General features: G+C 77.8%; 18 protein-coding genes, 4 tRNA genes and 1 pseudogene. 9 read left to right on the top strand and 14 right to left on the bottom strand.

The genetic code is table 11. The features are described from left to right. Positions 1–35: 35 nt before the first annotated feature. The 6 genes from AC2TDM_RS11860 to AC2TDM_RS11835 are packed head-to-tail and all read right to left on the bottom strand — an operon-like array spanning position 36 to position 6,933. Positions 36–1,568 carry a PfkB family carbohydrate kinase gene (locus AC2TDM_RS11860; RefSeq protein ID WP_484634731.1) on the bottom strand — a complete coding sequence of 511 codons (1,533 nt, stop codon included), beginning with the start codon at positions 1,566–1,568 and terminating at the stop codon, positions 36–38. Further along, positions 1,565–2,188 carry a D-sedoheptulose-7-phosphate isomerase gene (locus tag AC2TDM_RS11855; protein ID WP_090029908.1) on the bottom strand — a complete coding sequence of 208 codons (624 nt, stop codon included), beginning with the start codon at positions 2,186–2,188 and terminating at the stop codon, positions 1,565–1,567. The genes AC2TDM_RS11860 and AC2TDM_RS11855 overlap by 4 nt, the downstream gene beginning before the upstream one ends. Beyond that, a complete protein-coding gene (locus AC2TDM_RS11850; RefSeq protein ID WP_090029910.1) occupies positions 2,185–3,477 on the bottom strand; it encodes a glycosyltransferase in 1,293 nt (430 codons plus the stop codon). Before AC2TDM_RS11850 ends, AC2TDM_RS11855 begins: the two co-directional genes overlap by 4 nt. Continuing rightward, positions 3,474–4,460 carry a glycosyltransferase gene (locus AC2TDM_RS11845; RefSeq protein ID WP_484634730.1) on the bottom strand — a complete coding sequence of 329 codons (987 nt, stop codon included), beginning with the start codon at positions 4,458–4,460 and terminating at the stop codon, positions 3,474–3,476. Before AC2TDM_RS11845 ends, AC2TDM_RS11850 begins: the two co-directional genes overlap by 4 nt. Next, the gene (locus AC2TDM_RS11840) at positions 4,457–5,614 is read right to left on the bottom strand and encodes a glycosyltransferase family 9 protein (protein WP_484634729.1); all 1,158 of its coding nucleotides are present in this window, start codon (positions 5,612–5,614) and stop codon (positions 4,457–4,459) included. The genes AC2TDM_RS11845 and AC2TDM_RS11840 overlap by 4 nt, the downstream gene beginning before the upstream one ends. Then, positions 5,611–6,933: an HAD-IIIA family hydrolase gene (locus AC2TDM_RS11835; RefSeq protein WP_484634728.1), complete on the bottom strand. Its 1,323-nt coding sequence runs from the start codon at positions 6,931–6,933 to the stop codon at positions 5,611–5,613. The genes AC2TDM_RS11840 and AC2TDM_RS11835 overlap by 4 nt, the downstream gene beginning before the upstream one ends. Before the next feature lie 12 nt (positions 6,934–6,945). On the opposite strand from AC2TDM_RS11835, the gene AC2TDM_RS11830 reads away from it, so the two are divergent. Further along, positions 6,946–7,080 (top strand): hypothetical protein, encoded by a 135-nt coding sequence (locus AC2TDM_RS11830; RefSeq protein WP_275407328.1) that lies wholly within the window; start codon positions 6,946–6,948, stop codon positions 7,078–7,080. 286 nt (positions 7,081–7,366) lie between these two features. Next, positions 7,367–8,878, top strand: a complete 1,512-nt coding sequence (locus AC2TDM_RS11825) for an aldehyde dehydrogenase family protein (protein WP_090029917.1) — start codon at positions 7,367–7,369, stop codon at positions 8,876–8,878. Positions 8,879–8,953: 75 nt separating this feature from the next. On the opposite strand, the gene AC2TDM_RS11820 is transcribed toward AC2TDM_RS11825, so the two are convergent. Beyond that, positions 8,954–9,036 (bottom strand) — tRNA-Leu (locus tag AC2TDM_RS11820). A gap of 103 nt (positions 9,037–9,139) precedes the next feature. Beyond that, positions 9,140–9,622, bottom strand: a pseudogene (bcp, locus tag AC2TDM_RS11815) (thioredoxin-dependent thiol peroxidase); the annotation flags it as partial. Between the two features lie 319 nt (positions 9,623–9,941). On the opposite strand from bcp, the gene AC2TDM_RS11810 reads away from it, so the two are divergent. The 4 genes from AC2TDM_RS11810 (at position 9,942) to AC2TDM_RS11795 (ending at position 12,791) form a co-directional block, all read left to right on the top strand. After that, complete coding sequence (locus AC2TDM_RS11810) at positions 9,942–10,238, top strand: GroES family chaperonin (RefSeq protein WP_090030418.1); 297 nt, start codon at positions 9,942–9,944, stop codon at positions 10,236–10,238. A 182-nt stretch (positions 10,239–10,420) separates the two neighbouring features. Continuing rightward, a tRNA-Lys gene (locus tag AC2TDM_RS11805) sits at positions 10,421–10,493 on the top strand. Positions 10,494–10,597: 104 nt separating this feature from the next. Next, a complete protein-coding gene (locus tag AC2TDM_RS11800; protein ID WP_484634727.1) occupies positions 10,598–11,077 on the top strand; it encodes an NUDIX hydrolase in 480 nt (159 codons plus the stop codon). 112 nt (positions 11,078–11,189) lie between these two features. After that, positions 11,190–12,791 carry a dihydrolipoyl dehydrogenase family protein gene (locus tag AC2TDM_RS11795; RefSeq protein ID WP_090029921.1) on the top strand — a complete coding sequence of 534 codons (1,602 nt, stop codon included), beginning with the start codon at positions 11,190–11,192 and terminating at the stop codon, positions 12,789–12,791. Positions 12,792–12,910: 119 nt separating this feature from the next. Here the strand turns inward: AC2TDM_RS11795 and AC2TDM_RS11790 are convergent, their stop codons facing one another. The 3 genes from AC2TDM_RS11790 to AC2TDM_RS11780 all read right to left on the bottom strand — a co-directional run bounded on the left by AC2TDM_RS11790 (position 12,911) and on the right by AC2TDM_RS11780 (position 15,472). Beyond that, positions 12,911–13,909: a glycine betaine ABC transporter substrate-binding protein gene (locus tag AC2TDM_RS11790; protein ID WP_090029923.1), complete on the bottom strand. Its 999-nt coding sequence runs from the start codon at positions 13,907–13,909 to the stop codon at positions 12,911–12,913. Between the two features lie 81 nt (positions 13,910–13,990). Continuing rightward, positions 13,991–14,752, bottom strand: coding sequence for an ABC transporter permease (locus tag AC2TDM_RS11785; RefSeq protein WP_484634726.1), 762 nt, complete (start codon positions 14,750–14,752; stop codon positions 13,991–13,993). Positions 14,753–14,755: 3 nt separating this feature from the next. Continuing rightward, entirely contained in the window at positions 14,756–15,472 is a 717-nt protein-coding gene (locus tag AC2TDM_RS11780; protein ID WP_090030420.1) for an ABC transporter permease, read from the bottom strand. A 167-nt stretch (positions 15,473–15,639) separates the two neighbouring features. Here AC2TDM_RS11780 and AC2TDM_RS11775 point away from each other — a divergent pair, with 167 nt between their 5' ends. The 3 genes from AC2TDM_RS11775 (at position 15,640) to AC2TDM_RS11765 (ending at position 17,744) form a co-directional block, all read left to right on the top strand. Further along, positions 15,640–16,659, top strand: a complete 1,020-nt coding sequence (locus tag AC2TDM_RS11775) for an ABC transporter ATP-binding protein (RefSeq protein WP_090030422.1) — start codon at positions 15,640–15,642, stop codon at positions 16,657–16,659. 10 nt (positions 16,660–16,669) lie between these two features. Next, positions 16,670–17,614 (top strand): ATP-grasp domain-containing protein, encoded by a 945-nt coding sequence (locus AC2TDM_RS11770; protein ID WP_090029927.1) that lies wholly within the window; start codon positions 16,670–16,672, stop codon positions 17,612–17,614. Positions 17,615–17,668: 54 nt separating this feature from the next. Next, positions 17,669–17,744 (top strand) — tRNA-His (locus AC2TDM_RS11765). Between the two features lie 57 nt (positions 17,745–17,801). Here AC2TDM_RS11765 and orn read toward each other — a convergent pair. The 3 genes from orn to AC2TDM_RS11750 all read right to left on the bottom strand — a co-directional run bounded on the left by orn (position 17,802) and on the right by AC2TDM_RS11750 (position 19,257). Beyond that, entirely contained in the window at positions 17,802–18,443 is a 642-nt protein-coding gene (gene orn / locus AC2TDM_RS11760; RefSeq protein WP_484636449.1) for an oligoribonuclease, read from the bottom strand. Between the two features lie 257 nt (positions 18,444–18,700). Next, entirely contained in the window at positions 18,701–18,934 is a 234-nt protein-coding gene (locus AC2TDM_RS11755) for a hypothetical protein (RefSeq protein ID WP_090029931.1), read from the bottom strand. 250 nt (positions 18,935–19,184) lie between these two features. Then, positions 19,185–19,257: transfer RNA gene (locus AC2TDM_RS11750), tRNA-Arg, on the bottom strand. Positions 19,258–19,330: the final 73 nt, after the last annotated feature.

Genomic DNA, 19,330 nt, shown 5'->3' with positions numbered 1-19,330 from the left:
CTGGTCCGCCTGCGCGCTCGCGCTCGACTGGGTGCTCACACCGCCTCCTTCTCGCCGACCGCTGCCGGCACGTGCTGCGCCCGGGACCGTCCCGAGCGCTCGATGATGGACGTCGTCGACCGGCCGTCCAGGTAGGGGAGCAGGACGATCCGCCCGCCGTGGGCGCGGACCGTCGCCGCCTCGGGCAGCTCGGTCCCGCCGTAGTCGCCGCCCTTGGCCCACACGTCCGGCTGCAGCCGGGCCAGCACCGCGCCGGGGTCGTCCTCCTCGAAGACGACGACGGCGTCGACGCAGTCCAGCGCCTCGAGGACGCGGGCGCGGTCGCCCGCCGTGACGACGGGCCGGGTCGGGCCCTTGAGCCGCGAGACCGACGCGTCGGAGTTCATGAGGACGACGAGCGCGTCGCCGAGCCGGCGGGCCGCCTGGAGCGTGGCGACGTGCCCGGCGTGGACGATGTCGAAGCACCCGCCCGTGGCGACCAGCCGCCGACCGCCGCGTCGCAGCCGGGCTGCCAGCGCCTCGACGTCGTCGGGGGTCGGCACGGCGTCGGTCCCGTCCGTGGGCGCGGCGTCGGCGCTCTCCGCCGCCGGACCGGTCGCTGTCACGTCCGCCGCCGCCGGCGGCGCCCCGGTCTCCTCGTCGCGCTCGCGCCGGAACGCCTCCGCCCCGCCCGCCGCGACCCAGGCCCCCGCGTCCGCGACGGCCCGGCCGACGGCCTCCGTCACGGTGGCGCCGCTCGCCAGGGCGACGGCCGCGGTGGCGGCGAAGCGGTCCCCCGCGCCGCACGGGTCGCCGCCGGCGACCGGCACGGCCGGCACGTACTGCGCGTCGCCCCCACCGGCGACGAACGCGCCGTCGGCCCCGGCCGTGACGGCGACGGCCCGCGCCTCCCAGGACGCGCGCAGGGCGGCGGCGAGCTCGTCGGGGTGCTGGGGCGCCGTGCCACCGGCGGTACCCCCGCCGCCTCCGCCCGCCGCCGCCCTCGCCTCGGACAGGTTCGGCGTGACGAGCGCCGCGCCGGCGACGGGTGCGCCGCCCCGCGGGTGCGGGTCCCAGACGACCCGGGTGCCGCGGGCCGCCTCGGCCAGCACCTCGCGCAGGGCCGGGTCCTGCGTCACGCCCGCGCCGTAGTCCGACACGAGGACGACGTCCGCGTCGGCCAGCACCGCGCGCACGGCGTCGGCGTCGACCGCACCGGGCGCGCCCGGCCCGCCGTCGTCGACCCGCACGAGGGACTGACCGCCGCTGCGGATGCGGACCTTGCGCCGGGTGCCGCCGACGTGCGGCAGGGCCACGACGGCGACCTCACGGCGCAGGTCCTCGGCCAGGCGGGTGCCGGCGTCGTCGTCGGCCAGGGGTGCGACGAGGGTCGTCCGCGCCCCCGACGCCGCGACCAGCAGGGCCGTCAGGCCGGCGCCGCCGGGGCTCTCGCGGACGCGGGTGACGTCGAGGACGGGGGCCGGTGCGTCGGGGCACAGGCGCTCGACGGTCCCGTCGACGTCCCGGTCCAGCACGACGTCCCCGACGACGACCACGTGCGGGCGCACCGCCCGCGGCGAGCCGCTCACGCGGTGGCCTCGAGGCTGCGCACGACGGGCGCCGCGTGCACCGCGTCGAGCCGCGCGAGCCCCTCGTCGACCGCCGCGCACAGCGCGTGGATCGCCACGAGGTGCAGGGTCTGCACGGCGGCGGTGGAGGGCGCGTCGATGCACAGCGCCTCGTCGGACAGCGCCGCGAGGCGGTTGGGCCGCCGCCCCGTCAGCGACCAGACGAGCAGGCCGCGCTCGTGCGCGCGCTCGGCGGCGCGGAGCACGTTGGGGCTCGAGCCGGAGGTCGACAGGAGGACCAGCACGTCCCCGGGTCGACCGTGCGCCTCGACCTGGCGCGCGAACATCTCCTCGGGCCCGTAGTCGTTCACCAGGGCGGTCAGCGTCGAGGTCTCCGCGGAGAGGCACACCGCCGACAGCGGCCGCCGGTCGGCCAGGAAGCGTCCGACGAGCTCGGAGGTCAGGTGCTGCGCCTCGGCGGCCGACCCGCCGTTGCCCGCGGCCAGCAGCCGCGCGCCGTCGAGCAGGCGGTCGGTCAGCGTGCGCCCCCAGCGCTCGACGACGGCGGCGTCGGCCCGCAGGCCGTCGAGCGCACCGCGCAGCTCGTCGTCGTGGGCGTCGATCCAGGACTGGGCGCTCATACGGCGACCTCCGTGAGGGCGGGGACGGCGGCGGGCCCGGCGAGCAGCGCATCGGCCGGGAGGGCCAGGGTCTGGTAGAGGGCCGCCGTGCGCTGGGCGACCTGGGACCACGCGTAGGTGCGGACCGCGCGGCGGCGCGCGGCCTGCCCGAGCGCGCGGCGCCGCACCGGGTCGGCGAGCAGCGGGCGCAGCGCCGCGGCGAGGGCGTCGGGGTCGCGCGGCGGCACGAGCAGGCCGGTGACGCCGGGACGCACGGAGTCGAGCAGCCCCCCGACGGCGCTGCCCACGACGGGCACGCCGCACGCCGCGGCCTCGAGCGGGACGATGCCGAAGGGCTCGTACCAGGGGGTCGCCACGACGACGTCGGCCGACCCGATGACCGCCGGGAGGTCGTCGTGCTCGACGCGCCCCAGCAGCGTGACCCGGTCGTCGACGCCGAGCGCCTCCGCCAGGGCGACGAGCCGGCACGCCTCGGGGTCCGCGGCCAGGAGGTCCGCCGGCGGCCCCCCGGCGACGAGGAGCTCCGTCCCCGGGACCGCGGCCAGCGCCCGGACGACGGTGTCGACGCCCTTGCGCTCGACGAGCCGCCCGACGACGAGGAGCCGGTGCGGCTGCCGGCGGCGGGGCAGGAGGGCGCCGCCGCCGCGGGCGGCACCGGCGGCACGGCCCCGGCGGGCGGGCGGCAGGGGCCGGAAGTGCGTGACGTCCACGCCGCAGGGCACGACCTGGATGCGCGCGGGGTCCAGGCCGAGGCGGACGAGCTCGTCGACCTCGTCCCGGCAGGTGGCGACGACGAGGTCGGCGCGCTCCCCGACGGACAGCTCCGCCGCGACCCGGCCCGCCGGGCTCGTGTCCTTCGCGCCCTGGTGGCGGCGCTTGACCGAGCCCAGCGCGTGGTACGTGTGCGCCACGGGCACGTCGAGCGCGGCGGCCGCCCGGAGGGTCGCCAGCCCCGACATCCAGAAGTGCGAGTGCGCCACGGCCGGGGTGCCGGTGCGCTCCCAGTCGCGCGCCATCCAGTCGCCGAAGGCGTCCATGTACGGCGCGAGAGCGTCCTTGGGCACCTCCCGCGCGGGCCCGGCGGGCACGTGCACGACCTCGACGCGCGGCCCGAGCGGCACCCGCTCCGGCAGCGACGCGTCGTCACGCCGTGTGTAGACGCGCACGTCGTGACCGAGGTCGGCGAGACCGCGGGCCAGGGCGTCGACGTGCACGTTCTGCCCGCCGGCGTCGACGCCGCCGAGCACGGCCAGGGGGCTGGCGTGCTCCGAGACCAGGGCGACCCTCACGGCACCCTCCCCTCGACGACGGCGGCCAGGACCTCGTCCCAGTCGCGGTGGAACCGGGCGAGCCCGTAGCGCGCCAGGGCGTGCTCGCGGCCCGCGAGGCCCCGCTCGCGCGCCTCCGTCGGGTCGGCGAGCCAGCGCCGCCCGGCCGCGACGAGCGCCGCCGGGTCCGCGCTGACGACGCCGGCGGCCGCGGGCACCGCCTCCGGCGCGGCGGTCGAGGCGACGACGAGGACGGGCAGGCCGACCGTCATCGCCTCGAGGAGGGACAGGCCGAGGCTCGTCCAGCGGTAGGGGTGCAGGTAGGCGCGGGCCCCGCCCATCGCCACGTGCATGTCGGCCTGCCGGACGTCCTCGTGCAGGTGCTCCTTGTGCTGCGGCAGGTGCTCGGCGAGGGCGTCCATGCCCATCCCGTAGACCTCGACCGGCAGGTCCTCCGCGACCCGCACGACGAGGTCCGTCCCGGCCACGCGCCACCGGCGCACGGGCTCGTTGACGACGACGGCCACCCGCTCGCGCTCACCGGTGTAGGTGTACCCCGGGTCGACGATGCCGTGGTCGACGACGAGGGTCGGCGCGGCCCCGCTGTCCCACATGAGGGCGTTGTAGGACGTGACGTGCACGACGGGGATGTCGGACCGGTCGGCGAGGTGGTGGCGCGTGGCGGCCGCGGGCCCGGCGGGCGTGTTGTGCTCGACGTAGACGGCCGGCACGTCCATGCCGGCGCGCAGGCCGGTCCAGCGCTCGAGCAGCTCGAGCTCGTGGGGGCGCTGCAGGACGACGACGTCGGGGCGGTCCTCGGCCAGGCCGGTGCCGTCCGGCACGTCGATCGGCACCTCGCGCGCGCGGTCGGGCCAGGCGTAGGTCGTCGCGCGGCCGCCGCCGTCGCGGGAGCGCTCGGCGTCGCGCGGGACGAGGTAGTCGTGGGAGCCGTGGACGAACGAGGTCATCCACGAGCCGTGCACGTGCCAGGCCAGGACCTTCATGCGCTCACCCTCCCGTCCGGCCGTGCGCCGGACGCGTCTGCGTGGTCGGTGGTCCGCGCCGGTGCTCCGGCGGCGGACAGGGACAGGGCGTCGACGGCCGCGACCACCTGCCCCGGCGTGACGCCGGTGAGGCAGGGGTGGCCCTCGACGGGGCAGGTGCGCGCCCGGGTGAGGGCGCAGGGTGCGCCCTGGTCGCCCAGCACGACGGTCGGGACGCCCCACGGCGCCCAGCGGTCGGCGGGCACGACGGGCGAGAACAGCGACACGACCGGCGTGCCGACGGCCGCGGCGAGGTGCGCCGGGCCCGTGTTGCCGACGACGACCGCGTCGGCGCGCGCCAGCACGGCGGCCAGCCCGGCCAGGCTCGTCCGGCCGGCGAGGTCGACCGCACCGGGCACGCCGGTGGCGACGGCGCGTGCCAGCTCCCGCTCGCCCGGCCCCCCGGTCACCACGACGGTCCGCCCTTCCTCGGCCAGCGCGAGCGCGATCGTACGGGCGTGGGCGGGCGACGGGGCCCGGGCGGGGACGGACGCGCCGGGGTGGAGGACGACGAACCCGCCGGCCGGCACCTCGTCGGGCAGGGCGGCCGCGGCCGCCGCGACGCGGTCCGCGCGCAGGGCCAGGCGGTCGTCGTCGAGGGCGGGGTCGAGGGCGGGGCTACCCCGCCGCCCGGCTGCGGCCGCCCCCACCTCGCCCTCGACCTCGCCCTCGACCGCGCGCGCGAGGTCGAGGGCGGCCTCGACCTCGTGCAGGCCGTCGGGGCGGCGGTGCCGCACGTCGAGCAGCGAGCCGGGGTAGTCCTCGCTCGTGCCGGCGACGAACGGCACGCCGGCCATCCGCAGCAGCAGCGCCATGGGCAGCGGGCTCTGGTGGAAGGACGTGAACACCACGGCGCGGTCGTAGCGGCCGGCCGCGAGCACGTCGACGAGGTCCCGCAGCGCCGCCGGGTCGGCGGGCGGCGGCGCGTAGCCGCTCCAGGGCACGTCGGCGACGAGCACGCGGTCGACGCCCGGCAGCAGCTCGCCGGCCTGGCGTCCCGCGGGGGAGACGAGCAGGTCCAGCGCCTCGGCGCCGGCGGCCAGGGCGCGGACGGCCGGCCCGGTGAGCAGGACGTCGCCGTCGCTGTCGAGCCGGACCGCCAGGACCCGGGTCACGCGGCGTCCCCGGCGGTGCGCGGCGCCCCGTCCGGGACGCCGCCGGGCAGCGGGTCGAGCACGCCGGGGACGAGGTGCGCGACGGCCGCCCGCAGGTCGACCGCGACGACCGGCGCCGTCGCCACCTCCCGGCTGCGCGTGACGGCGGTGGGCACGAGGACCGTCCGCGCCCCGGCGGCGACCGCGGCCCCCACGTCGGCCCCGATGTCGCCGACGACCGCGCAGGCGTAGGGCGGCACGCCCAGCGCGTGCGCCGCCCGCAGCACGAGGCCGGGGCCGGGCTTGCGGCACGCGCAGTGGTCACCGGTGCCGTGAGGGCACACCTGAACGGTGCCGAACGGGCCCACCTCCGCGGCCACGCGGGCGTTGACGGCGGCGACGTCCGCCACGCTGAGCAGACCGCGCGCGATGCCCGACTGGTTGCTGACGATCCCGACCGCCACGCCGGCCTCGCGCAGGGCGTCGAGGACCTCGTGCGCGCCGGCGATGACGCGGACCTGGTCCGGGTCGCCGTTGTAGGGCACGTCGTGCACGAGCGTGCCGTCCCGGTCGAAGAGCACCGCCTGCACGGGCGGCGGCCAGGACGTCAGGTCGGCGTCCGTTCGGCGGGTGGGTGCGGGGGCGTCCGTGCGGGTCCCCGCGCCCGTGGCGCGCTCCGGTCCCGTCGGCCCCGCCGTGCAGCGGGTCCCGGGGACGGCGTCCCACCCGGCCGCCCCCAGCCGGGCGACGAGGTCGTCGTGCGCCTGCGCGGTGTCGCCGATGCGCTCGTCCCAGCCCCACACCTCGGCCAGCGCGTCGCGCCGCACGAGCAGGTCGTCGCCGGGAGCGGCGGCGTCGGCGGGCGCCTCGGCGGCGCCTCCGCTGAGCGCCGTCCGTCCCCCCGCACGGGTGGCCGCGGCCGCGAGGTCCTCGGCGAGGGCGGCGGCCCAGCCCGGAGCCGGCTCGCGCAGCTCGTCGAGCAGGACGACCCACGGGGCCGACGCCGAGCGCCACCCGGCGTTGCGAGCGGCGGCCGGCCCGCGGCCGCCGGTGCGGACGACCCGCACGGGCGTGGCCCCGGGGCCGTCGGTGCCCGCCACCTCCAGCGGGGCCGGGTCGCGCAGCACGGGGGCGTCGTCGTCCGGCCGGGGGTCGAGGGCCACGGGCCGGTCGTCGACCACGACGACCTCGACGGGGGCGGGCAGGGAGCGACCCCCGGCACGTGCGGCACGCGCCGCCTGGGCGAGGTCGAGCGTGAGGACGTCGAGCAGCCCGGCCAGCCGCGGACGGCCGAGCGAGGTGAGGACGAGGGACCAGGGCGGGAGCGGGGCCGCGCTCACGCGGGGAGCCCCGTGGCGGGCGTCGTCGGGCCGCCGGGCCGTGCGGTGCCGCCCGCCGCGGGCGCTGCCGGCGCCGGGCGGGCGCCGCGCACCGTCGCCGTGTCCGTCGACGTGTCCGTCGACATGGACGTGGCCGTGCGCCGCTGACCTGCCGGGACCTGCCGTGCCCTCATCGGTGGCGGACCTCCCTGACCAGGGACGCAGTCGTGCCGACCGGTCCTGCCGACGGCGCCCGGCCGGGCGCCTGGGCGTCACTGTGGAGCACTTCACCCGGTGCCGCTAGTCGAGCAGTGCCCGGGCCGGGGGGCGCGACGTGCCCGTCCGGTGCATCGCCGGCCGGATGTCGGCGGCGTGCGGCACGATGCCGGCAGCCGTGCCGGCACGTGGCCGGCGCCACCCCCGGCACCGCCGGGGACGACCGCGAGGAGACGCCATGACGCTGACGCCCGACCGCACCGCCACCGGGAGCACGACCACCAGCCCGGCCGACGGGACGTCGACCGCCCCCCTGCGCCTGGCCGAGCACCACGTCGGCGGCGACCTCGTCCCCGCGACGGGGGACCGCGAGCTGACCCGCACGTCCCCCGTCGACGGGACGCCCACGCTCGTGCTGGTGCCTGCCACCGAGGCGGAGGTGGGTGCAGCCGTGGCGGCCGCGGACGCGGCTCGGGCCGCCTGGCGCCGTACCTCGCCGGGGGAGCGCGCGGGGTACCTGCGCGCCGCCGCGGCTGCCGTGCGCGCGCAGGCCGACGCGCTCGGGGCGGCGCTGACGGCGGACACGGGACGCCTGCTGGGCTCGTCGGTCGAGTCGGCGCAGGTGGCTGCGGAGCTGCTGGAGGAGGCGGCGACGACGGGGCTCGGCCCGACCGGCCGCACGCTCGCCGGGGCGCCCGCCGCGCTCGACGTCGTCCGCCGCGACCCCCACGGCGTCGTGGCGATCATCACACCCTGGAACGACCCGCTGCCGGCGGCTGCCGGGCTGCTCGCCGCCGCGCTGGTCACCGGCAACACGGTCGTGCACAAGCCGTCCGAGCGCAGCGCGCGGTCCGGCTGGGAGCTCGGGCGCCTCGTCGCCGACGCCCTGCCGGCCGGGGTGCTGTCGGTCGTCAACGGCGACGGGGCCACAGGTGCGGCGCTCGTCGCCGACCCCCGGGTCGCGCTCGTCGCGCAGGTGGGCAGCACCGCGACCGGGCGTGCCATCGCGACGGCTGCCGGCGCCCGCGGGGCCCGCGTGCTGCTGGAGAACGGCGGCAAGGACCCGCTCGTCGTCGACGCCGGGGTGGACCCGGCGTGGGCGGCGCGCCAGATCGCGATCGGCGCCTTCACCAACACGGGGCAGCTCTGCACGTCCGTCGAGCGCGTGTACCTGCACGAGGAGGTGGCGGACGCCGTGCTCGCCGAGCTCGTCGCGGTGGCGCAGGCCACGGTGGTCGGGGACCCGACGGACCCCGCGACCGGGCTGGGGCCGCTCGTCGACGAGCAGCAGCTCGCGGTCGTCGTCGCGCACGTGGAGGACGCCGTCGCGGGCGGGGCCCGGGTGCTGGCGGGCGGTGCGCGGCCGGACGGCCCGGGCACCTTCTACCCGCCGACGGTCCTCGACGGGTGCACCGCGGACATGGACGTGATGACGGAGGAGACGTTCGGGCCGGTCGCCGCGGTGACGCGCGTCCCGGACTTCGCGGCGGCCCTGGAGCTGGCCGGTGCCGGTCGCTACGGGCTGGCGGCGACGGTGCTCACGCCGCGGCTGGACCACGCGCTGCGGGCGGCCGACGAGCTCGAGGTCGGCACGGTGAAGGTCAACGCGGTCTTCGGGGGCGCGCCCGGCGGTTCGGCCGACCCGCGCCGCGACTCCGGCGCCGGAGCCGGCTACGGACCGGACCTGCTGGCGTCCATGACCGTGCTCAAGGCCGTGCACCTGGAGGCGGCGGTGCTGCCGGGCGCCTGAGCCCGCGCGGCCTCCCGCGGTGGCCCCCGGAGGTCGGCCGCCGGGGATCGCTGCCGGGGGCGTGCGCGAGGGGCGTGCGGGAGACGGGAGTCGAACCCGCACGCCCTCTCGGGCACCAGGACCTAAACCTGGCGTGGCTGCCGTTTCACCACTCCCGCGGGTCCGGCCGCTGCCGGCCGGACCGCGTCAGGAGTGTGCCACCCGGCCGGCACGGGCGTCAGGGCCTCTGCGCCCGGCCGGTGCCGGCGCCCGGGGCGGGCGTCAGGCGACCGCGAGGTCGCGGCGCAGCTTGGCGACGTGCCCCGTCGCCTTGACGTTGTACTGCGCGAGGACGACCCGGCCCTCGGCGTCGAGGACGACCGTCGAGCGGACGACGCCGGTGACCTTCTTGCCGTACAGCGTCTTCTCGCCCCAGGCGCCCCACGCCTCCATGACGGCGTGGTCGGCGTCGGACACGAGCGGGAACGTCAGGCCCTCCTGCTCGACGAACGCCGCCAGCCGGTCCACCGGGTCGGGGGAGACCCCGACGACCGCGTACCCCGCGGCGGCCAGCGAGGCCAGGTTGTCGCGGAAGTCGCACGCCTGCGTGGTGCAGCCCGGGGTCATCGCCGCCGGGTAGAAGTAGACGATGACGGGCCGGCCGCGCAGGTCCGCCAGGGCGAGCGTGCCGCCGTCGGCGGTGGGCAGGGTGAAGTCGGGTGCGGTCTCGCCGACGGTCAGACGGGGCACGGTGCTCCTCTCGGTGGCGCCGTCGCGCGGGGGCCGGCCGACGGGCGGCGGGCCGCACCGGGACGGCGGGGACGGGCTGCGCCAGCGTAGGCCGCCGGGATCGCCCCGGTAGGTTCGACCCGTGAGCACCAGCGAGTCCCCGTCGTCCCCGTCGGCCGGAGCACCCACCTCGACGCCGCCCGCGCCCGCCGTGGGGGCGGAGAGCCCGTCGGCACCGGGGACCCCGGCTGCGGCGTCCGGGGGAGCGCCGCGGACGGAGCCGGTCGGCGCCTCCGCCACCGGGACGGCCGCTGCCTCGTCGGGCGCCCCCGTGCCCGGGTCGCTGCCGATCCGGATGCTCAACGACCGCGTCCTCGTGCACCGCGACGGCTCTGCCGACGAGCGCCGGTCGAGCGCGGGGATCGTCATCCCGGCCACGGCCGTGGTCGGCAAGCGCCTGGCGTGGGCGCAGGTGGTCGCCGTCGGCCAGCACGTGCGCCAGGTGGAGGTCGGTGACCGGGTGCTCTTCGACCCCGAGGAGCGCGCCGAGGTCGAGCTCGAGGGCCGCACGTACCTGCTGCTGCGCGAGAAGGACGTCCACGCGGTGGCGGCACCGCGCGCGGCGGGCCGGGGCACGGGCCTGTACCTCTGAGCGGCACCGCACGCCGGCACCGCGGGCCGGCACCGGAGGCCGGCACCGCGGGCCGGCACCGCGGGCCCGCACCGCGCGCGAGCACCGCGGGCGGCACATCCGGTCGTTGCCGCCGGGTGGCGCCCGCGTCAGGAGGGCCGATTCGCCCGTCGTGGCCCGGCGGTGCTAACGTCTCTCCCCGCGCGCCATTAGCTCAATGGGCAGAGCAGCTGACTCTTAATCAGCGGGTTCGGGGTTCGAGTCCCTGATGGCGCACCCCCTCGGAGGCCCCGTCCAGCAGGACGGGGCCTCCGGCGTCGGAGGGGCGGCCACGGCCGCCGGCGGCGGGTGGTGGCAGCGCCCTGCGTAGGATCGCGGCCGTGCCGATCCCCGACTTCATCGTCGACCTGCGCGCCCAGGTCGGCCACCACCCCCTGTGGCTCTCCGGCGTGACGGCGGTGGTGCTGAGGGGCACGGGCGACGAGGCCGAGGTGCTCCTCGTGCGGCGGTCCGACGACGGCCGGTGGACGCCCGTCACCGGGATCATCGACCCGGGGGAGCAGCCGGCCGTGGCCGCCGAGCGCGAGGTGCTCGAGGAGGCGGACGTCGTCGCCGTCGCCGAGCGGCTCGTGCGCGTGCACGCCCTGCCGCCCATGACCTACGCGAACGGCGACCGCGCGCAGTACCTCGACCTGACGTTCCGCTGCCGGTGGGAGCGCGGCGAGCCCAGCCCGGCGGACGGCGAGAACACCGAGGCCGCCTTCTTCCGGCTCGACGCGCTGCCCCCGCTCGACGACGAGATGCGCGGCCGCCTCGAGGCGGGCCTGAGCCAGGCGGAGGCCTGCGCGTTCGACCGCTGAGCCCCGCCGACGGGCGACGCCCCGCAGCGCGCGCGGCACGGGCACCGCCGGCACCAGGATGAGCGGCGGCGGAGGGACGGACGGGCCGTCGGGCCGCCGGGAGGGTGGATCCATGGCGCAGCGAGCAGAGCAGGCGCAGAGCGGGCAGGGCGCCGAGGGCGGCGCCGGCGGAGGGGTCGGGGACGCGGGCGGCGACGTCCGCGAGGTCGACGTCGTCGTCATCGGCGCCGGCGCGATCGGCGAGAACGCCGCGGACCGCGCGAGCCGCACGGGCCTGTCGGTGGCCGTCGTGGAGGCCGAGCTCGTCGGCGGCGAGTGTTCCTACTGGGCCTGCATGCCGTCGAAGGCGCTCCTGCGGCCCGGTGCCGCGGTGGCCGCGGCGAAGGCCGTGCCGGGAGCCGACGCGGCCGTGACGGGCGGCATCGACGCCGCCGCGGTCCTGGCCTACCGCGACGAGATCGCCTCGCACTACGACGACGCGAGCCAGGTCGAGTGGGTCGAGGGCGCGGGCCTGACCCTCCTGCGCGGGCACGCGCGGTTCACCGGCGAGCGGGAGCTCACCATCACGCACGACGGGACCACGCACGGCCTGCGGGCCCGGCACGCCGTCATCGTGTGCACCGGCTCCGTACCCACGCTGCCGCCGGTCGACGGCCTGGCCGACGTCGACCCGTGGACGAGCCGCGACGCCACCTCCGCCAAGGAGGTCCCCGGCCGGCTCGCCATCATCGGCGGCGGCGTCGTGGGGGTCGAGATGGCCACCGCGTACGCCGAGCTCGGGTCGCAGGTGACGCTCCTCGTGCGCGGGGACCGCGTCCTCGCGCCGGCCGAGCCCTTCGCGAGCGAGCTGCTCGCCGACGCGCTGCGGGACCTCGGCGTCGAGCTGCTGCTCGGCGCGGAGACGCGGGCCGCGCGTCGGGCCGGCGGTGCGGTCGAGCTGGACGTCACCGGCCCGGACGGGGAGCGCACGCTCACGGTCGACCGCGTGCTCGTCGCCGCCGGGCGCCGGCCGGGGACGGCGGACCTGGGGCTGGAGACGATCGGGCTCGAGCCCGGCCGTGCGCTGGAGGTCGACGACGCGCTCCAGGTGACGGGCGTGGCCGGCGGCTGGCTGTTCGCCTGCGGGGACGTCACCGACCGCACCCACACGACCCACCAGGGCAAGTACGACGCCCGTGTCGTCGGGGACGTCGTCGCCGCACGCTTCGCCTCCGGGTCGGGCGGTGCCGCCACGGACTCGAACACCGGCTCCGACGCGTCGTCCGGCGACGAGGAGCCGCCGCTCGCGCCGGCGCCCAGCGCCGAGGCGGAGCAGGGCGCCGGGCCCTGGAGCCGGTACCGCGCGACGGCGGACGCGCACGCGGTCCCGCAGGTCGTCTTCACGCACCCGGAGGTGGCGTGGGTCGGCCCGACGCAGGCCGAGGCCGAGGCGGCGGGCCTGCCCGTGCGCGCGATCTCCTACGACCTGTCCGCCGTCGCCGGGGCCAGCGTGCACGCGAAGGGCTACGTCGGCCGCGCGCAGGTGCTCGTCGACACCGAACGGCGCGTGCTGGTCGGCGCGACGTTCGTCGGGCCGGACGCGGGGGAGATGCTGCACGCCGCGACGATCGCGGTCGTCGGGGAGGTGCCGATCGATCGCCTGTGGCACGCCGTGCCGTCCTACCCGACGGTCAGCGAGGTCTGGCTGCGCTTCCTGGAGTCCGCCGGCCTCTGAGCGGCCGTCCCGGGACCGGGAGCACCGGCGCCGGACGCACCGAGGGGCCCGACCGTGACGGTCGGGCCCCTCCTGGCGTGCGCGGCCGGTACGGGCCGCGGTGGGCGACGGCCCGGGCGTCAGCCCCGGTCGGCGAGCGCCGCGTCGGAGGACAGGACCAGGCCCATCGCCGCCTCGCCCTGGCGCACGGCCGTGGCGATGAGCGCGAAGTCGTAGGAGCTGAACTCGAGGGCCAGCCCGTACGTCTCCTCCAGGCCCTGGCCGCAGAACGGGCGCTCCGGGCACTCCGGCGGACCGGCCAGGCTGATGCCGCCGGCGCAGGCCTCCGCGACGTCCGACAGCGTCTCGACGCCGTACTGCTCGGCGAACGCCTGCGTGACGGCGAAGGCGTTCTGGTCCTGCGCGGCCGACGGCGTGCCCACCACGAGCTGCGACTGCTCGGCCAGCGGGGTGAGGGCGGCCATCGTCTCGTCGATGTCCGGCGTCGCGACGGGCTCGGCGTCGGCGCCGTTGATGCTGCCGTTGAGGAACTCGGCGAGCGTCGCGGCGTACTCCGGCACCACGGACAGCGTCCCGTCCTGCAGCGCCGGCAGGTAGGTCTCGCGGTTGCCGATCTGCTGCACGCTCGGCTCGAAGCCGGCCGAGCGCAGCACCGCGGCGTAGATCTCGGCGAGCGTCGCGCTCTCGGTGAAGTTGCCCGCGCCGATGACGACCGGGCCGGACCCCGTCGCGGAGGCGGCCGCCAGGCCCTCGGCCTCGACGAACGCCGCGGCCACCTCGCTCGGCGTCTGGCGGTCGACGTCCACCTGCGCGTTGAGCTCGATCAGCCCCTCCGTGTCGAGCGCCGCGCCGACGGCGTCGAGCAGCTCGACCATCGACGGGTTGGCGGCGACGGCCGCCGCGTTGAACGCGGCCACGATGTTGTCGGCGTTCTGCAACTGCTGGTCGTCCTCGAGGGCGACCAGCTGCTCGCCGGCGACGGGCTCGCAGACGGTGCCGCCGGCGGAGCCGGAGGAGGTGGGGGCCGCTTCACCACCGCCGGACCCGGGGTCGCCGCAGGCGGCGAGCAGCAGGCCGGTGGCGGCCGCGAGGGCCAGGAGCGTCGGACGACGGCGCATGGGTTCTCCTTGGGGGCGAGCGGCGTGGTCTGCGCGGGCTCGGGGTGGGGGACCGGGGGACATTGGACCGTCGGGGCCGGGTCAGGGCAACCTCTGGACCCCTGCGACGGCGGGACCGTCACCGGACCGTGACCTGCGGCGACGGGAGGGGCGACCGGCGGTGGTGCGGCGGGCGGCGTCGCGCAGCCGCAGCCCGCGGGGGCTGGCGACGCGTTGCAGGAGGGCGAGGACGAGCTCGGCCAGGAGGCACAGCCCGGCGACGAGGAGCCCGCCCGCGACGACCTGCCCGTAGCGCTGCAGCCCGAACCCCGTGACGACGACCGTGCCGAGGCTACGGCCGCCGACGAGCGCGGCGAGCGGCACGGTGGCGATGACCTGCACGACCGCGGTGCGCAGGCCCGCGGCGACGAGCGGCACCGCCAGCGGCAGCTCCACCTGGCGCAGCACCTGCCACCGCGACAGGCCGGTGCCGCGGGCGGCGTCGCGCACGGCCGGGTCCACCCCCGCGATGCCCGTGACGGTGTTGGCCAGCACGGGGGGCGCCGCGAACACGGCGCACGCGAGCACCGTGGCGGTCGAGCCGAACAGGCCGCTCGCGGCCAGGAGCGTCAGCAGCGCCAACGTGGGCAGCGCGCGCGTGGTGTTGGACACGACGACCCCGACGGTGGCACCCGCCCGCAGGTGCCCGAGCCACAGCCCCAGCGGCAGCGCGACCGCGGTGCCGAGCAGGACCGCCAGCGCCGTGACGGTCAGGTGCGTGGCGGTCAGCTCCAGCACGCCGTTGCGACCCGTCCAGTTCAGCGGGTCGTTGAGCCAGCGCATCGCCTCGGCGACGGTGTCCACGGCCTAGGCCCCCCGGCCCGCGCGCGCCCACGGCGTGACCGCCCGCCCGACGCCGGCCAGCAGCAGGTCCAGGACGAACGCGAGGAGCAGGCAGAGCACCGTCGCCGTCATCACCTCCGCGTGGTAGCTGCTGCGGAACCCGCGGAACAGGAGCTGGCCCAGGCCCCCGTACCCGACGACGACGCCGACGGTGGTGAGCGCCACCGTCGTCACGGTCGCCTGCCGCAGGCCGGTCACGACGCTGGGCAGGGCGTGCGGCAGCTCGACCGTGAGCAGCAGGCGCAGCCGCCCGTAGCCCATCCCGCGCGCCGCGTCCGTCACGGCGGGGTCGACGCCCTGCAGCCCGACGAGCGCGTTGCGCACCAGCACGAGCAGCGCGTACACGACGAGCCCGATGAGGACGGTCGTGCGGCCGATCCCGGTGTAGGGGGCGAGCACCGCGAACAGCGCCAGCGACGGGATCGTGTAGAGCACGCCCGTCGTCCCCAGCAGCGGAGCGGCGAGCCGGGGCCGCAGGTGCGCCAGCGCCGCGAGCGGCAGCGCGACGACCGCCGCGACCAGGACCGCCTGGACCGTCAGGGAGGTGTGCTGCGCGAGCGCCGCGAGCACGTCCGTCCGGTTGGCCTGCAGGTACTCCCAGGAGAACCAGGGGTTGCCGGGCGGCCCGCCCTCGGCCGCGCGGAGGCGACCGGGGAGCTCCGCGAGCGCGCGTGTCTGCACGCGCCGACCGTACCGGCGGCCCCCGACACGCGCCGCCGCACGCCGCGCGGCCACGTGCTGACCGGCGCCGCTCGCCCGCAGCGGCTAGCGTCCCGGACGTGGCAGCCACCCACGCCCCCGACGCGCCCCGCGACCGTGCCCGCACCGCCGGGGACGACGACGGGGCGGTGATCCGCTTCGACCACGTCCACAAGGCGTACGACGAGTCGGCCCCCGCCCGGCGCGGGCGCGACGACCGACCGGCCACCGGCGCCGCGGTCGACGACCTGTCCTTCTCGGTGCGGCGCGGCGAGCTCCTGGCCGTCGTCGGGCCGTCCGGGTGCGGGAAGTCCACGACGCTGCGGATGGCCAACCGGCTGGTGGAGCCGACGTCCGGCCGGATCTTCCTCGACGGCGAGGACGTCACTCAGGTCGACCCCGTGGCGCTGCGCCGGCGCATCGGCTACGTGATCCAGGAGGTCGGGCTCTTCCCGCACCGCACCGTCGGGCAGAACGTCGGCACCGTGCCCCGGCTGCTCGGCTGGGACCGCGCCCGGACCACCGCCCGCACCGCGGAGCTGCTCGGGCTCGTGGGGCTGGACCCCGCGCGGTACGCGCGGCGCTACCCCCACCAGCTCTCCGGCGGGGAGCGCCAGCGCGTGGGCGTGGCGCGGGCGCTCGCCGGGGGCCCGCCCGTGCTCCTCATGGACGAGCCGTTCGGCGCGGTCGACCCCGTCGGCCGGCGCCGGCTCCAGAACGAGTTCCTGCGCGTGCACCGCGAGCTGGGCACGACCGTCATGCTCGTCACGCACGACGTCGACGAGGCCGTGCGCCTGGCCGACCGGGTGCTCGTGCTGAGCCGCGGCGCGCACGTCGAGCAGCTCGCCGGGCCGCTCGAGGTCGTGGCGCGGCCGGCGTCGCCGGCGGTGGCCGACCTCGTCGGCGGGGGTCGCACGACGCGCCTCCTCGGGCTCGGCGGGCTGGACCGTCGTGACCTGTGGCCCCTCACCGCCGCGGACGCCGACGCCCCCCGCGTGCCGCTGACGGCCGACCTCGGGGAGGTGCTGGCCGAGCTCGTCGGGGCCCCGGCCGGGCGCGTGGTGCTCACCGACGGAGGCCGCGATGCCGGCGCCGCCGACGCCACGGTGCTGCTCACCGGCCTCCGGCGTCTGGTGGATCACACCCCGCGCGACGGTGCCGTCGCCTAGTGTCACCCGCGTGAGCACCCCGACCGCGCGCATCGCCCTGGCGACCTGCGCCGAGCTGCCCGACCTCGACCCCGACGACCTGCCCCTCGTCGCCGCGCTGGCGGAGCGCGGCGTGAGCGCGGAGCCGGTCGTGTGGGACGACCCGACCGTCGACTGGGGCACGTACCCGGCCGTGCTGCTGCGCTCGACGTGGGACTACAGCGACCGGCCGCAGCAGTTCGCGGAGTGGATCCGCCGGGTCGACAGGACGAGCACGCTGCTCAACCCCGCCGCGGCGGTGACCTGGAACATCGACAAGACGTACCTGCGCGCGCTGGAGGGCGCGGGGCTGCCCATCGTGCCGACGATCTGGCTCGACCCCGAGCGGCAGATGGACTCGCGCGCCATCCACACGCGGTTCCCGGCCTTCGGCGACTTCGTCATCAAGCCGACCGTCAGCGCCGGCTCGCGGGACACGGGCCGCTACGTGGCGGGGGAGACGCAGTCCCGCTCCCTGGCGATCATGCACGCCAAGAACCTGCTCGGCGTGGGCCGCTGGGTGATGCTGCAGCGCTACCTCGCGGGCGTCGACACGGTGGGGGAGACGGCGGTCGTGTTCATCGACGGCCAGCTCAGCCACTCCGTGCGCAAGACGCCGGCGCTGGCCGGCCCGTACCGCAAGGGCGAGAGCGACGAGGGCCCCTTCCACCGCGAGGGCGTGCAGGCGGACGCGACCGCCTCGGAGGCCGAGCTCTCGCTGGCCCAGCGCGTGGTCGACGCGCTGCCCGGGCTGGTGCCGGGCGTCGACCACCCGCTGCTGTACGCCCGCGTCGACATGGTGCCGGACGACCAGGGCCGCCCTGTCGTCCTCGAGCTCGAGGTCATCGAGCCGTCCCTGTTCTTCGCGCACGGCCCGGGCGCGGTGGAGGCGTTCGCCGACGCCCTCGTCGCCCGGCTGCGCCCGTCGGGTGCGTGAGCACGCCGCGCACCCGCTAGACTCCTCGTCGGCCCGGGCTCGCCCGGGGCCGTGGTGGCTATAGCTCAGCAGGTAGAGCACCTGGTTGTGGTCCAGGGGGTCGCGGGTTCAAGTCCCGTTAGCCACCCCAGCACGACGAGAGGCGCCGCTCCCCGGTCGGGGTGCGGCGCCTCTCGTCGTCGGCCGGTCAGCCGGGCGTCACGCCGTGGCGGGACGGCGTGGCGGGACGGCGGCTGGGCAGCGCCGAGGTGGCGACGACGCCCTGGGCGACGGCACGCGCCTGCGCCGACGTGGGACCCGGCTGCGGGACCATGAGCGCCTGCCGGTAGTAGCGCAGCTCGTCGATGCTCTCGAGGATGTCGGCGAGGGCCCGGTGCCCGCCGGTCTTCTCGGGGGAGGCGTAGTAGACGCGCGGGTACCAGCGCCGGGCCAGCTCCTTGATCGACGACACGTCGATGATCCGGTAGTGCAGGTGCCCGACGAGGGCCGGCATGTCGCGGTCGAGGAAACCCTTGTCCGTGCCGACGGAGTTGCCGGCCAGCGGCGCCTTGCGCGGCTCGGGGACCCACGTGCGGACGTACTCCAGGACGATGCGCTCGGCCTCCTCGAGGGTCGTCCCGCCCGGCAGCTCCTCGAGCAGCCCCGAGGTGGTGTGCATCTGCCGGACGTAGTCGCCCATCTGCGCCAGCGCGGCCTCCGGCGGCGCGACGACGACGTCGACGCCCTCGCCCAGGACGTTGAGCTCGGAGTCCGTCACCACGGCCGCGACCTCGACGAGCGCGTCGGCCGCGAGGTCGAGCCCCGTCATCTCGCAGTCGATCCACACGATCCGGTCGTTGCCCGACGAGGCGTGGGGCGCGGTGCTGGCCGGGGGCGTGCTGCTGGCGGTGCTGGCGTCGCTGCTGGCGGTCACGGGGAGAGCGTACGGGCGCACCCCGGCCGTCCTCCTGCGGGAGCGCCGGTGCGCGGGCACGCCGACGGGCGGCACCACCCGTGAGGGGTTGGTGCCGCCCGTCCCGCGTGGTGCGCGGCCGCCCGGTGCGTGGGCCCGGTGCGTGGGCCGGTGCGTGGGCCGAGGTCCGCGGCTCAGAGCCGGGCGAGCCCGGCCGTGGCCGGCGCCGACCCCGCGTGCTCGGCGAGGAACCGCGCGAGCTCGTCGTGGTCGAGCCCCGCCCCGGCCTCGTCGGCCGTCCGTCGCTCCGCCGCGCGGGCCGCGGCCTGACGACGGACCTGCTCCTGCCGGAGCCGGGCGACCTGGCTGCGGGCGACCCGCTCGGCGTGCTCCGCGCGTGCCAGCGCGATGAGCTGCTCGGGATGCATCGTGGTTCCCCCTCTCGAGCCTCTCGGGGCGGCCGGGCGCCGGTGGGGCGCTCGGTCGGTCCGTGGGCATGGCCGAGCCGGGCCCCGGATGGGCCCGTGTGCTGTTCTCGGTGACCTGAGTCCACCAGCGGGCACGGGTGCGCGTCACGTCTTTTTCGTCGTCGGGGCCGTGGGACTGGCCGGGACGAGCCGGGACGACGGACCGTGGACGGCCGGCGCGGAGGGGGCGACGGGGCCGGGGAGGGGTGGGCGCCCCCGGCAGGACTCGAACCTGCAACCGACGGATTAGAAGGCCGTTGCTCTATCCGTTGAGCTACGGGGGCCGCCCGGCGAGCCTAGCCGCGCCGCACCCCGGTCGCCGCGGCCCGCGCGCCCGCTTGGACCGCGTCCCGACGG

The organism is Cellulomonas sp. plas2 (assembly GCF_057221735.1).
This window is presented reverse-complemented; position numbering and strand designations above follow the sequence as displayed.